Origin of the sequence: Fibrobacter sp. UWB15, assembly GCF_900177705.1 — a bacterium.
Lineage (GTDB): Bacteria > Fibrobacterota > Fibrobacteria > Fibrobacterales > Fibrobacteraceae > Fibrobacter.
This window is the reverse complement of the sequence record NZ_FXBA01000007.1, coordinates 1-15414: the sequence shown is the minus strand read 5'-3', so window position 1 is coordinate 15414 and position 15414 is coordinate 1. Positions and strand designations below refer to the sequence as shown.

7 protein-coding genes are annotated in these 15414 nt (G+C 52.5%); 3 read left to right on the top strand and 4 right to left on the bottom strand.

Annotation, left to right across the window (positions count from 1 at the left end; all coding sequences use genetic code 11):
- Nucleotides 1-34: 34 nt before the first annotated feature.
- The 4 genes from B9Y58_RS10430 to B9Y58_RS10415 form a co-directional block, all read right to left on the bottom strand.
- Nucleotides 35-2653 carry a carbohydrate-binding protein gene (locus B9Y58_RS10430; RefSeq protein ID WP_073056459.1) on the bottom strand — a complete coding sequence of 873 codons (2619 nt, stop codon included), beginning with the start codon at nt 2651-2653 and terminating at the stop codon, nt 35-37.
- Between the two features lie 108 nt (nt 2654-2761).
- Complete coding sequence (locus B9Y58_RS10425) at nt 2762-4423, bottom strand: carbohydrate-binding protein (RefSeq protein WP_233247926.1); 1662 nt, start codon at nt 4421-4423, stop codon at nt 2762-2764.
- 110 nt (nt 4424-4533) lie between these two features.
- Entirely contained in the window at nt 4534-8112 is a 3579-nt protein-coding gene (locus B9Y58_RS10420) for a fibro-slime domain-containing protein (protein WP_233247925.1), read from the bottom strand.
- 176 nt (nt 8113-8288) lie between these two features.
- A complete protein-coding gene (locus B9Y58_RS10415; protein WP_109639771.1) occupies nt 8289-10970 on the bottom strand; it encodes a beta-L-arabinofuranosidase domain-containing protein in 2682 nt (893 codons plus the stop codon).
- A gap of 197 nt (nt 10971-11167) precedes the next feature.
- Here B9Y58_RS10415 and B9Y58_RS10410 point away from each other — a divergent pair, with 197 nt between their 5' ends.
- From B9Y58_RS10410 to B9Y58_RS10395, 3 genes are all read left to right on the top strand, one after another.
- A complete protein-coding gene (locus tag B9Y58_RS10410; protein ID WP_073056463.1) occupies nt 11168-13069 on the top strand; it encodes a M6 family metalloprotease domain-containing protein in 1902 nt (633 codons plus the stop codon).
- Nucleotides 13070-13606: 537 nt separating this feature from the next.
- Entirely contained in the window at nt 13607-14488 is an 882-nt protein-coding gene (locus B9Y58_RS10400; protein WP_073056465.1) for an electron transfer flavoprotein subunit beta/FixA family protein, read from the top strand.
- 3 nt (nt 14489-14491) lie between these two features.
- Nucleotides 14492-15414, top strand: a 923-nt coding sequence (locus B9Y58_RS10395) for an electron transfer flavoprotein subunit alpha/FixB family protein (RefSeq protein ID WP_073056467.1), incomplete at its 3' end; no start/stop codon positions are given.

Sequence of the window (15414 nt, the reverse complement as noted above, 5' to 3'; positions counted from 1 at the left end):
CCCGCTATTCATTTCTTTACTGTTCACATACAGATTATTTCACCTGCACGCGGAGCGCCTTGGCGCCAGAGCCGCGTACCATGTAGATACCCTGGGCAAAGCCGGCTGCCTTGAGCGTTTCGGTGAGGGCAAGGCCTGCACGCGGTTCTACGCTACCCATAAAGCGGCCGTTTGTGCCATAAACTTTGAGCGAACGCTGCATATTGGGCATAAAGTCCATGCTGTAGGTCGGCACCTTGCGAATTCCGGTGGTGCCGAGTTCTTCCTTGGTAAGCGCGAACTGAATCCAGTCGATATTCACGTAGCTGCCGGTGAACTGCACGCGCAGCACATGGTCGCCCTTTTCGATTTCGCTAGTTTCGCCGTCCATGAGCGTATAGGTGTTCCAGTCTTCGGTTTGCGGCACCGCAACGGTATCGGTCACGGCCTTACCGTCGATAAACAGGCGAATGCTACCGCCTTCAAGGCCATCTGCCACGCTGGCGCGGAACACGAGCTTGCCTGTAGTCACTACGTTCACGGAGTATTCGAGCCATTCGCCTGCCTGGGTGTAACCGATAGCGTATCCCTTGCTCGCGTCAGCAGAATCTACCTGCACAATATCGACACCGTCTTCGCGGTAGGCTCCGCCTTCGTTCACAAAGTCCTTGTCGCTATACGAAACGCTCTGGCCGCCCATATCGTAGTCTTCGAGTTGCACAATTCCCGGGAGGGTGAGCTGAGCCTTGTACGGGGTCTGTTCCATGGCGCCGTTAAAGTCAGCGAGCGGAATTTCCTTGATGTCGCGGATGTAACGGAAGGCCTTTTCGATACCGGCATTGTTCACGACGTCATCGCTGTAATAGTTATTGGACTGTTGCAAGGTATTCTGCCCCGCCTGATTCTGGCCCACGCCTGCAGGGGAATTCTTGAACACATTTTCTTTCACGGTAAAGCCGCTGGAACCTTCGTCCAGGTAAATAGGCACGTTCCAGTAGTCGGCCCACTTGGAAGTTCCGTTATCGTGGATATAGTTGTGCTGGATTTCGCTACCGGTACCCTGGTTACTCAAGGTGTAAATCGGGCCGGAGTCGCAAAGCAAGCGGGCAATGTGGTGAATTTCGTTCCAGTTCACATGGTTATTGGTCATGGCTGTCTGCTGCTTTGTCCAGCCAAAGCCAATAGAAATGCCGGAGTAGTAAGTGTAAGAGACTTCGTTATGTTCGATTACCACATAGCGGGGGTAACCGGCGCCAATACCTACGGCACCCTGATGTTCGTTCGTCACGTTGGTGACCAGGTTGTTCTTGACCGTATCGCGGGTGCTGATTTCATCCTTGTCGCTCGGATTGTAGGCGATGTGGATTTCGGTCGTGGAGTCCTGATAGAACTTGCCGAGCATAATGCCCGCTGCACCGATTTCGAAGAAGGCGTTGCCCTGAATCATGTCGTCATTGGTGCCGGAGACAAAGTCGAGACCCGTAGCCGCAATCTGCGAGAACACGTTACCCTGCACCAAGAAGTGGTGCGCATTTTCGACGCGGAAGGCCGCATCGGGGCGCCACAGCAAGTACTTGTTGCTGTTCAGCTTTTCCCAGTTTCCGCGGCTCGGATCCGGAAGAACGTCTACATTGAAGTTTGCAGCCTGTAAATCCAAAAAACCTTCTTCGCTCGGGCGGGTAAAGTTGGAATGGGCAAAGGTCAGGCCTTCGAAAGACATATAGCCCACTTTGTTCTTGGTGTCTTTACCCAAAACGCTGAACAAAGTATTAAGGCGAGGTGCAACCACGTGGGCCGTAGACATGCTTTCGCCAGAACGGGGCTTGTAGTAAAGCACATGGTTCTTTTCGTCCAGGTACCATTCACCCGGAGCGTCAATCAGGTCGTAGGAATTTTCCAGATAGAAAACCTGCTGCTTGGGCGGATTACTCATGAAGGCGGTACCGAGCATGGGGTATGCGCGGTGGAACAGCTTGGTGCGTTCAGGATCCTTGGGAATGAGCTTTGCCGTACCGCCGTTCACCTGGGCCTTCTCCAGGCGCAAGATGTTTTCGGACCAGGCAATCATCAGGTGGATTTCGACGTCCTCGATGTTCTTGATATTCTTGACGTAGTCAGCAGAGACATCGAAGGCGCGGCCCGAAGAGTCTACCTTCGTGAGGCGCACAAAGTCATGGTCGAAGCCGCCGTTGCCTTTTTCGTTTGCGGCAATCACGTTGGGGAAACACGCGCGAACGGCCTTGCGGTTGTTCACGTAAAGCTGGCGGAATCGACCGTCTACGCCTTCAGCTTTCCAGATGTTGTTCGCCTCGTCGTGAATGGTCCAGCCGGTAATCTGCATGCCGCCAGTAATGAGCGGCTTTTCGCCATCGGCCGCCTTATAGCGCACGTAGTGGCCGTCTTTACCGCCGTCGACTTCGGTGAAGTTAACTGTAGACGGAAGTACATAAGTGCCTTCGCGAAGAATGACTTCGATGTCGCCGGTCATAGAACCGTTAATAGCGCGCACGGCTTTTTGTGCCTGCGTAATCGTCTTGAACGGAGCATCTTTTGTACCCGCGGCAGCATCATTGCCAGAGGGCGAAACATAGAATGTCGCTTGAGTGGCGGCAGCGGCGGCACCGGCAAAAGCGAGCGTGCTGCCAAACACCAAAGAAAGAATCTTTGCATTCATAAGAAACCTCACGAAAAATCCACACCAATAAAAAAAATACCTTTTGCCATCAAAAAAAGAACTCCCTTTTCGGGAGTTCTCGTTGACAAGTTGTCAATGCCGAAACACTTATTTGATACGGTGTCCAGTCAAGTCGAAGCGCATTCCGTTCTTTTCGACAAAGAGCTTGCCGCCTTGCTTGCGCAGGCGCGGGGCCGCCTTAGAAACAGCCGTCGGATCGATTGCACGGATTCCTGTTTTGTCTTCACAAGTTTCTTTTTCGCAGAACTGGAGCCAGTCTACATTCACATAGCTGCCTGCAATGACAAGCCTTAGAATGTGTTCGCCAGCAGTAAGGTTAGCGGCTCCGATATCGATTTCTTTGTATACATTCCAGGTCGTGTCAACCTTGTCAATCGTAACGGTATCGAGAAGCACCTTGCCATCGACGAGCAGCTGGATTTTTGAAGTCTCGGAAGCAGTCGCTACATTCGCGCGAACGCCGTACTTGCCATCGGCAGCGACTTTCACGCTGTATTCAAGCCACTCGCCCGCTTCGGTGTAACCAATCGCGTAACCCTTGCAAGCGTCACCATTGCAAGTCGCACCATCCAGGGTAACGACATCCACAGCGTCTTCGCGGTAGATTTCGCCCTTGTTCGCGGCATCCTTATCGTAGAAGCTGAAACGGTTCCCGCCCTTGTCGTAATTTTCGGCCTCGATTACGCCCGGAATCGCCGCAGGTTCGCCACTAAACGCCTCGCGCACGAGCGGAGTCGTCTCGACAGTGTCCGCCCAAGCCATTTTCATGCGGTCTACGCCCGACTGGTTCACGATTTCGAGCTTGATGTTTGCGCCTTCGCCGCTGCGCTTTGTCATACTGTACCAGTCGCCATCGCGGAGCCCCGGCCAGTAGAAGCTGCCCATCTCCCATTCGCGCAGCTGGTCCGACATGCCGCGGATGTAGGCCATAAAGTAATTCGTCGGAGTAGAATTATAGTCCATGTAGTCGTAATGCACGCCAGCCTTGTCGCCAGGGCTCATGGCACCGCCCCATTCTGTACACACGGTGCGGTCAATGTACTTGCCCACCTTACCCTTGAAGCTGTTTTTCCAGCCCTGTTCGGTGGTAATGCTCATGTTCCAGAACGTGTATTCGTGCACCGCGAAAAGGCAACCTTCAAAACGCGGGTCGTCGGCAATGTCGGGCACATTCCACGCAAGGCCCGAGCCGTCAAGCAGAATATGGTCGCGCGGCACATTCGGGAACTTGCTCAGCCACTGGGCGTACAGGTCGCGCAGTTCCGTTTTGCTGTACATGTGCGGCTCATTGAAAATTTCAAAATAGGCATTCGGGTGATCGCCGTATTTTTCGACGATTTTTGCCCACATGCTCCACCAGTCATTCATATTTTTCGGGCCCGAAGGCTGTGCGGGGCCCCAGTAACCCATCACGATACGGCCCTTGGAAAGGCCCATGTCGATAACGCCCGTGTAGGTATCCCAGAACTTGAGAATCGTAGGTTCGTTCACCGGGATACGCACGCTATTGGTGCCGAACAGTTCCTGGAACTGCCCAATCACACGGTCCGCTACAACCGATGCCGACTGGTAATTGTCCGAAAGGCTCATGCCCGAAAGCACAAGTATGTCAGAGACAAAATTGTCACGTTTATCGGCCCAGTTCACCCCACGGAACTGGCTCGTAACTGCAAAAGAACTCACCGCCGAGAGCGCGGTTGCAGCCAAAACGGAACAGGCAACACGCCTGATCTTAAAACCAAACATCATAAGAACACCTTCCTTTTAACCACCTCTCACACCAATTTTAAAATTACCTTTTAGGCAAAAAAAAAGAACCCCCTAAAAGGAGATTCTATTGACATAATGTCAATGGGGAATTAAAAACCCGATTTTCCGCGGCGTACGCCCCATAGGTAATCGTGCGTGCGGTGCACCGTATTCTTGCCGTCTACCACAATTTTGACTTCGAGGCGCGCAATATAGACGCCTGTACCCACCAATCGCCCGTTTTTGGAGCGCATGTTCCAGGCAAGGAACACTTTACCCTTGTTTTTGAGGCAGCCTTCGTCGCCGTACACTTCTTTGTCGGAACACTTGATGGAACCCGACGTTCCGCCCACATACTGGCCAAATTGGCTAAAATAATGCGTGCGGTAGTAAAGTTCGACTGCATTGTCGGCCACAACCGTCTTTTCGCCGCTGCGGTATTCTTCGAGGTTGTATTCGGTCACATCGCCCCGCTTGATTGCCTCGACCAGTTTTTCGCTCACCCCCGCCTCGGCAAGTTCGGCATCCAGTTTTCCGCTACGGATCAATTCGAACATGTCGCCCTGCGTTACCGTCGTAACCCCGCCTATGGTAATGGTCGTGTCGCGGCTCGCTTCGATATTGGCTTCGGTCATGGTCGCAATCACGCCAAGTTCCTGTTCGCCCACAAAGGCCTTGTAGTTTTCTTCGGTAATGGAACCGTCCAAAATACCATTGATGGTCTGTTCGCTAAAGCCGTACGACGTATCCAACAGATTCACGCGGATATCGTTGAACAACTGCGCAAGCGCTTCTTGTTCGCTAATGCTCGTAATAGTCGTGTCGTAATCGGTTTCGCTCCCTATGCGCAACTTGATAAAGGCGTCAAGAGCATCGACCGAATTTTTCGTCTGTTCCACCATAATTTTTGCGATATCGAAATCAAGAAGAGTCCCTTGCACACCCAGTGAATCTGCTATCTGCTGGGCAGTCTGTGTCGTACCCGTAATGAGCTTCGGCTGCGTTACGGAATTGTTCTTGATAATGTCGTACGGGTCTTCGCCAAGAGCGACAACGCCCGGATTTTCTATGCCGAGATCCTGGTTTCCGGTAATTACGACCCACGGGTTTTCGACATGCGGCGCATTGCCGACCAAATCACGTGCGGAGCCGCGAGGCGCAAAGCGGATCATGTCCCCGGCATTCGGGAGCACCGCATCCATTTCGCTTACGGCATAAACCAGCATCATTTGCGTACCCAAACCGCTCTGCAATACAGGCTTTTCGGGTACCTGATTCGAGCCCGAACGTACGCAGGTGAATTCAAACATCTCGGCAAAGGCGGCCCTGGATTCATCCGTAATCGCTTCGCTAAAGGTAATGTTCAAAAATCTATTCCCGTCTTTGTTTTCGGTTTTCGAAGCCGCAAGAATAATGGGGCCAACGCCATCGGCAACAGGTTCATTTTCGATATAGAAACTGCTTACTTCGCCTTCGTTTTTGTAGGTGAACCAATTGTTCAAAGTCCCTGTGTAAACACCGGACGCATCGCCCGTAAATTGCCTACTGCCAAAGCCGCAAACGCTCTTGCTGCATCCTTCGCCGGTCATATCTTCAGCCGTGATCACGATATCGGTTTCGTTTATCACCTTGAATTTCGATGTCGGTTGGAACGATTCGCCAAAAGTAAACTGGATTGAATCAAGTCGGCTATTGCCCTTGATAGAACGTTCGAAATGCACATACAAACTATCTGCACGGCCGTCGCCGTTTCTATCTACCACAATGGCGCGTTCTACACGGGGTGCAGGCGGTTCGGCAAATTTCAAGTTACTCCACACCGAAACACCCGCTGCCGCGCCCTTGGCCGTAAGGTTCACACCCGACACAGGGGAATTCGCATGTACGTAGAACGTGGCGCGACCGTTTTCGTCGAGAGTCACGGCATTGATTTTCTTGCCGCCCACCGTATCTAAAATATCAATATTCGGGTTCGAGAAAGAAAGGTTAATCTTGCGGTTGTAATTGTTGACCTTCGCCCATTCTTCAAAGAAGGTAATGTTCACCTGGTAAGTCGCATACGCCCAGGGGCCAATTTGGACGGTATCGCCCGAAACCTCTTTACCGAGAATCGTCCAGTCTTCTTTTGCAAACGCAACACTCGGCACAGAATAAGAGGGCACCGTAATTTCGACTTTTACCATTTGACTCGGGTCCGCCTTGAGCGTGATCTCTAAAAAGTAATGGCCGGGGGCAAGCGCAAAGCTAGAAACAATCGCCGCAGAGTCAATAGAGAACGTAGAATCGCTCGTAATCTTGATACCTTCGTAATGGGTGCCAATGCCCAGAATTTCTGGCCCTGCGAGGTTACCGCCCGTAAGCTTGAAGGTAGACACGCCACCGGTCGTATCGAGCTCGGTAGAATTTGCATCAAAGTTGCAAGAAAGCTTGTTCTTCTTGTTTATCTGCCAGACTTCGTAAGTGGTGCCGCCGTCGCGATTGTCCGACGACAAGAAGATTGACGCATCGACCTGCAAATCGATCGAGGTACGCATGCGGAAATTCGAAGAGCCCGTATGGCGTTCCACATAGAAAATATGGAAGTCGTAGATTTTGCCGGGAACAAGCTTGTCGCCCGTATTCTGCCCGATGGTATCGAGATCCACAGCGCCCGCCACCTGGCCATGCTGCCCGCCAATGTCTACAGCCAGGCGGTGGTCGATAAACACCCACACATCGTCGTCACCGTAAAAATCAAAATACTGCCCCGGAACGTATTCAAACGTCGCCTGGATTTTTGCGGCATAGCCGAAGTTATGCTTTCCGATTTTTGTTCCCTTCAGTTGGTCGTAATAAGGGTTCGGAACCGTCTTCGCTTCGTCGAGAAATTCAAAATCGTCCAGCAGGAACATGCCGTCCGAATTGGCCTCGTTGCCTTTAGAAATCTGGTCTTTGGAAACTTCAGCAAGCCAGAATCCTTCATCGTCCATAGACACGTAAAGGTCGCGGCAAGTCATGTTGGTATACTCGTTGCCTTCGTCGTCTTTGGCAATGACTTCGGGCAAAAACCAACTGTCGAGATGTTCCGTAATCTTGCATTTTTCGGGGAACGGATCTGCGCGCACGGGGACTCCGTTTTCACCGAGATTGTATTCGACCATGCCTGTCACAGCCTTGTCCTTGCCGGAACATCCGCCCGAACCAAAGTCGGCGCTGACTCCGTTTGCGGGGTCACCATTTTTGCCACTACCGTCGCCGTCGCCTTTGGTACCGTGCAGCCAGTCGTAAACGGTCACGGGAATTTTCTTGAGCGGGCAATCGCCAAGTACGCCAGGGTAGCTCGAAAACTGCGCAGGAACATCGGTCTTGTAGCCCTGCACCCAAATGGTGTCCGAAAGTGCCGCCACGGAATCGAGCGTTATTTCACCTGCGATCATAGGTTCTTCAGTCACCATGCCCTCGGCGCCCACATAATTCAGGCCAACGGTCTGCTTGAAGTAGACGTTGAAATTCTTTTCGGGAGCGTCGACGGTCGCCTTGAACCAGCCACAATAATTGTCAAGCGCAGTCATTGTCGCCACGGAATCGCCGTTCATGAACAAGACCGCATTGGTATTTGACCACGGCGTAAAAAACACCACCGTCTTTTCTGCCGAGGCAACGCCTGTGCCCAAAGCGGCGGCCAAGGCCGCCATTTTGAACTTATTCACCCAATTTACCATATATCCATCCCGGAGAACTTCCAAAATGTTCTCAAATTTTACATGGTAAATATAGCTCTATATTAGCAAAATATCCTAAATTAACTAAAATTTAACAAATTTAAGCGCAATACTCAGCATTTCGCAGAACTCACGTTCTCAAATTCCGCGAAATGTTCTCAATTTTATCGGTTTTTTCTGAAAATCGTCGTGCCGTAGCTAAAGCCGTCGCGTTGGATTTTCAAAATGTACATGCCGTTTTGCACGTCGCCAAGGCCGATGCTGAAGCTGGATTGCCCCGCCGCAAGCGCCTGCGACTTTACCAAGCGACCGTTCATGCTGAAAATTCTGGCGGTATAGCCCTGCGAAAGCGCCGTACCGGCATCAATCTGCAATTCTCCGCCGTAAACGCGGGCCTTCAAATCAGGGCGAGTAGCCAATTTTGCGGCAATCGCCGTCGGTTCGGGCTTGGGCTTATTGCGCAGCAGGCGCACACCGTAGAGGCCACCCACCATGTTGCCGGCACCCGCTTGGAACGTCACGCGGATTTCCTTTTTGCCCTTGACCATGGCATCGGGAATCGCATAGACTTCATTCACGAATTCCTTCTTGTTCCACTTGCCCTCGATGCTTTCAGTCGCAAGTTTTTCGCCATCAATCATGATATCAAAGGTACGGGAGCAGCCTTCGTTGCCCCAATAGCGAACCATCAGGCTCAAGGAATCTTCGCTATTGGTTTCGAGCACGTAGCTGATCATGCCGCCGTCGCCCGCATTGCACTTACCTGCATCGCGGTAGAATTCACCGTTTGCCGTACCAGAGGTCGTATTTTCAGTCTTCATCTGGTGATCCACTTCGGGCTGCTGCTCGCCAGGGGCCACCTTGTCAACCGTCTTTTCGTCAAGCGCCAAGGCTTCTTCTTGTTCCTTTTTCAGGCGTTCCAGAATCGAGGGGTCCGTAAGCACCATCCAATACATCATGTAGCGCGCGTCATGCACTTCATAGAAGGGTTCCAGAAGCAGGCTGCCGTCTTTCTTGTTCGCAAACAGGTATGGTGCCTTGAAGTGCAGCGGTTCACCCTTGACAGGTTCTAGCTTCGAAGGAATGTCTTCTTTCTTGCTCGCAAGCATGGGCGCCTGGTCAAGCGATTCGAGCGCGCCCGAGGCAATATGGCTCCAGCGACCGTCATCGGCCACGAGGCCGTTCAGGTTAGCGGTTCCCGTTTTTGCAGAAAGCACGATCGGGCCATGCAAAAGCGCCACGTAGTCAGACACGTTGGGCAATTCTTCGACATGCGTGTACATGGGGTAAAGTACTTCGATTACATCGCCGCTCTTCCAAGATTTTCCGGCCGACACGTAGCTCGAAGGGTCAGACTTTTTCACCACGGTGTCGCCGTTTACGATCACCTTGAATTCGCCTTCTTTGACCCAGTACGGGTGGCGAATCTGCATGTCAAAAGAGCCGGAGCCGGTAACGGTGAACTTGGAACTTTCACCCTTCGGGAATGCGGTCTCTTGTTTGATTTGCACGTTCTTCGCCTTCCAATTCAAGATGGATGCGGCAAAGAGGTTCACGTAAAGCTTGTCGCCGTCTTTGGTGTAAATAAACTGGTTGTACTTGGCCGGGTTTTCCATGCCCGAACCCACGCAGCACCACATGGCCGCATTCACCTTGGAATACACCCGGTAATGGCGGGGACGTGCAGGAGTGAAGTACACGTACCCGCCATGTTTTGGATGTATTGTGGATAAGATATGGTTAAAGAGCGCGCGTTCATAGAAATCCGCCTGCTTGGCGCTATGGTCCATATTGAACAGGCGTTCCGTGAGCTTGAGCATGTTGTAAGTGTTGCAAGATTCCGGTCCTTCGCGCTCTTCCACATACTTTTTGTGGTTATCGAAAGAGGGGAAATGTTCCGAAATGCTGTTGCCGCCGATTGCAATGCTTCTCTTGTTGACCACGCGGTCCCAGAAATATTCGGAGCCCTTTACATATGTTGCGTCATTCGTGAGTTCGGCAACGCGCGCAAAGCCCACGACTTTCGGCACCTGCGTATTCGCATGCACGTTGGTCAGGTTATCATTGCTTGCCGCCATGGCGTTCAAAAGCCACTTGTGCGACCAGCGTTTGGCCTCTTTCAAGTACTTGTCTTGTTTGGTGAGCGCGTAGGCGTCGGCATAGACCTCAGCCATGCCGCCGTGTTCTGTACCGAGCATAGATTCCATCTTGGAATCGTTGAGGCCGCCCGTAATTGTAAGGCCCCAATCACAAAGAGCCAAGAACATGGTCTTAGCCTGTTCATAGCCTGCATAAATGTAGGCATCGCGCAGGCCCGCGTAAAGCTTGTGAATGTTGTACCACGGCACCCAATAACCGCTCTGGGCGCCGGCATTTCCGCTCTTCATGCTGAGCCACATCTTTTTGCCGTTGGGCACGCCGCTAATGTAGCCCTTGAAGTTATTGTCCTTGGAATTCTGGTCCTGAATGGTTTTGAGTTCATTCAAGACATATTCCAACCGTTCTTTAACCTGAATGTCGTCATTGTCAGCGTAATGCATCGCAAGTGCACTCAGGTAATGCCCGAGTACATGCCCGTCCAAACCAGCCCAGTTCGGGAACTTGGATGCTTTCGGCCTCATGCCCGCTTCTTCGTAGAACGGCGCCAGAAGGCGGTCCACGTCGTAACTCAGCAGGGTTTCTACGTTCAAGTCTTGGCGTTCTTTTAACGGACCGTCAAGCAGTTGAACTTCGTTCAACGCGAACATATCAGGATAAAGAACGTCTTGAGAAAACCCTTGTGTGAAGAGACCACCAACCACAGCAAAGGCAACGCAAGCAATTTTTTTTGCTTCAATTCCAAACATCTTGTACCATCCTTTTTCCAACACTACACAACCTTTCTCAAAAATAAATCCGGCAAAAAGGGATTTACCCCACCTAAAAGCAAATAGTTTTGCAGAAATTTCAAAGCCCCCTTGCGTAAAATTTAAAGAAAAGCGGCCTTTTGGGGCGAAATTAATGTATTTTCAGAAAAAGGTGTACTAAACATGGGATGTGTTATATGAAAAATTGGGTTAACCCGCTTTGTCTTTTATTATTGTTGTTCCCAACGACGCTTTTTGCCGACATCGTGTATCAGGGGAAACGCGTCCAGGAATGGCCCGCCGAGGCGAGGCCCACGTTCGACAATTCCCGCGGGGCACCCCAAACCCGCGCCCTCATGAAAACGACCGCGGTCACAACCCAGAGCCACTACGCCGCCCCCAAGGGCAAAATCTACAGTTTGACTTTGCTCGTGGATTTCCCGGACAAGGCAGCCCCGGTCACGGTGAACGAGGTAGAAGACTGGCTGAATAAAGAAGGATTCAATCGGGACGGTTGCAACGGTTCTGTACGCGACTACTACCTTGACGTTTCTAACGGACAACTGGACCTCACGAACGAAGTCTACGGCTGGTACCGCGCAAAACATCCCAAGTCATGGTACGAAAGTTTGCAAGGATACTCGGGTTCCGATTCGCTCATGAAAGAGGTCTTTGAGTATTTCGACCCCCAGGTAGATTTTTCACGCTACGACAACGACAAGGACGGCACCACCGAAGCCATCAACATCGTATACGCCGGCGCCGGGCAAACTTGGGGACAGGGGCTCTGGCCGCATTCCGGATGGTCCAGCGAAAGGCGCGATGGCGTAAAGCTCACGCACCATCAGATGACGGACATGCCCGGCAAGTTCTCCATTTACGTATTCGTGCATGAATCGGGGCACATGATCTTCGGCTGGCCGGACCTCTACTGGTACGGCGACTACTGCACCATGGGCAACCGCGCAAACGATTTGAACCCGGTGGCAATAAACGACTTCTACCGTGCGGACCAGGGCTGGATTCCGTTCGTGGACATCACCAGCGATGATGTAAACAACGTAACAGGTCTCGAAGTCTCCAAGCCCGGAGAGTTCTGCTACCGCTACAAGAACCCCGCAAGGCCGAACCAGGAAGGTTTAGTTTGGTCTTACGTGCGCAACACAGGCCGCGACAAGGTACTCGCCGGGAGCGGGCTCTTGATGCAACACTACGATTTTTCAATTGAAGGCAATTCCGCTGCAGACAAGCTCGGACTCCGAATCGTGCATGCCAGCGCGGCGGGAAAATCAAGCGACAATCCCGGCGACCAGTGGCCAAGCCCGGGCAGCACCGCCAACACGTTCTTCAAGAGCGGAACCTACGCGGAATTTTCAGATGATGCCTACCCCGCTATCCGCTGGCATAACGGCACCAAGACAGGCCTCAAGATTACCAACATCGGGACGCCCGGAGATGCGCTCACGTTCTGCATCGGTGAGAACTGCTCCGAACCCTCGTCCAGCTCGTCGACAGAGGCAAGTTCCAGCAGCGTCGCAGAAATCACCATCCAGAAAATCGCACTTGAGACAACGCTCCCAATAAGCGACAACTATGCGCCCGTAACACTCGACCTGAACGGCAGCGAAGTCGCAAGCATCCTCGGCATCAAACGCACCGAAATTGAAGACAAAGTAGAATTCTACGGAGTGGAACCCGACGGAAGCCTCAACAGCAAAACGACCGGCGAAGGCACCGGCCATTGGTTCGACAAGGACGGCAAAATCACGACCTGGGATCCGAACGGTTCTAGCGTCGTGTTCTCCAACATGGACCTCACGACCATGACCACAAAAATCGGTCACATGCCAGGTAAAGTCAAAGCCGGAGACACCTTCACCGTGCGACAAGCGCTCGTTTACGGCAGTAAGCAAGTCTCCTTCGAAATCACGGTAACAATCGAAGGCGGCACCACCGTCATCACCAACCTGCGCAAGGCAAAATACGGCAAGCCCGGCAGCAAGATATTCAATGTGCTCGGAAAGCCCGTCGGAGTACGCAACGCTAACGGAGCACTCCCCGATTTGCCCAAGGGCAGGTATGTAGAAGTGGCGAAGTAAGACGCCTAGGCATTCAGGTTTTCTTTTAAATAAACACATCATACCATTATTTGGAATTTTTGCAGACAGCGCGCATTTTTTCCGCGGAAAAAATGTGTAGTAGGAACATAAATTCCGCATTCAACAAAAATGAGCACAAGGAAAAATTGCACGGTTTTACAGCCAAATATAACGTTACGAAATTAGGGTATTGCGAATATTTTCAAGATATAAAGGACGCCATTCAACGAGAAAAGCAAATAAAAGCCGGCAATAGGAAAAAGAAAATTGATCTGATAGAATCAATAAATCCGCAATGGATTGATTTATCCGAAAATTTTTAACAAACTCAGGTAGATATTGCTTCGCCTACGACTCGCAATGACAAGCAAGGCGAGTGCATCAGAACCACTACTGAATAAAACTTACAAAATAATTATCATTTTCTTACTCTATACTAACGGGAGCATAGCGGGGGGCACAGCACTCTCCGCTCCTTTATAATTGCTATCTTGTACCCCAACTAAACATTAACCGTAAATTCAATAGTTAGGAAATATGAGTCTTAAAATCGTTGTGCTTGCTAAGCAAGTACCTGATACACGAAACGTGGGCCCCGATGCCATGACGGAGCAGGGAACCATCAATCGTGCCGCATTGCCCGCGGTCTTCAACCCCGAAGACCTGAACGCCCTGGAGCAAGCCCTTCGTTTGAAGGACCAGTTCCCGGGTTCCACCATTTCTGTGCTGACGATGGGTCTCCCGAAGTCTGCCGAAGTCGTCCGCGAAGCTCTGTACCGCGGTGCCGACGAAGGTTTCGTGGTGACGGACCGTCCGCTCGGTGGTGCTGACACTCTCGCTACGAGCTACACGCTCGCCCAGGCCGTCAAGAAGATTGGCGACTACGACATTATTCTCGGTGGCCGCCAGGCTATCGACGGCGATACCGCACAGGTCGGTCCGCAGATTGCAGAAAAGCTCGGCCTCACCCAGGTGACCTACGCCGAAGAAATCCTCTCCCTCGACGAAAAGGCCCGTAAGGTCGTGATCCGCCGCCACATCGACGGTGGCGTGGAAACGGTGGAAGCACCGCTCCCGCTGGTCGTGACCGTGAACGGAAGTGCGGCCCCGTGCCGTCCGCGCAACGCAAAGCGTCTCATGAAGTTCAAGAACGCGACGGTGGTTGCCGAACGCAAGCCGGAAGACGCCGAAAAGTATGAAGCCCTCATCGCGAAGAAGCCCTACCTGAACATTCCGCAGTGGGGCGCCGCCGACATCAACGCAGACCCAGCCCAGATCGGTAAGGCCGGTTCGCCGACGAACGTGAAGGCTGTCAAGAACATCGTGTTCAAGGCGAAGGAAAGCCGCACGCTCACCGCAAGCGACGCCGACGTCGAAGGACTTATCAAGGAACTTTTAGACGGGAAGATTATTGGCTAGCCTATGAATAACGTATTTGTATATTGCGAAATTGAGGGCACGACCGTTGTCGATGTTTCCCTCGAACTTTTGTCCAAGGGCCGCAAGCTCGCCAACACGCTCGGCGTTCAGCTCGAATGCATTTGCGCAGGCAAGGGCCTCGATGGCATTGAAAAGCAGGTGTTCCCCTACGGTGTGGACAAGGTCCATGTGTTCGACGCCGAAGGGCTCTTCCCCTACACCACCAACCCGCACGCATCGCTCGTGGTGAACCTCTTCAAGGAAGAGCAGCCGCAGATTTGCCTGCTCGGTGCAACGGTGATTGGCCGTGACCTCGGCCCGCGCATCTCCAGCGCCATGCACAGCGGCCTTACCGCCGACTGTACCGAACTCGAAATCGACAGCTTCGAAATGAGCATCGGTGGCGTGAAGAAGTTCTACGAAAACCAGCTCTGCCAGATTCGCCCGGCGTTCGGCGGCAACATCGTTGCTACCATCGTGAACCCGGAACACCGCCCGCAGATGGCGACGGTGCGCGAAGGCGTGATGAAGAAGGAAATCGTGGACCCGAACTACAAGGGCGAAGTCATCAAGCACGACGTGGCCAAGTACGTGCCGGAAACGGAATACGTGGTCAAGGTGCTCGAACGCCATGTGGAAAAGGCCAAGCACAACCTCAAGGGTGCACCCATCGTGGTGGCCGGTGGTTACGGCATGGGCTCCAAGGAAAACTTCGACATGCTGTTCGAACTGGCGAAGGAACTCCACGCCGAAGTGGGCGCAAGCCGTGCCGCTATCGACGCGGGCTTTGCCGATCATGACCGCCAGATTGGCCAGACCGGCGTGACCGTACGCCCGAAGGTGTATATCGCCTGCGGTATCTCCGGCCAGATTCAGCACCTCGCCGGCATGCAGGATTCAGGAATCATCATCTCCGTGAACTCCGA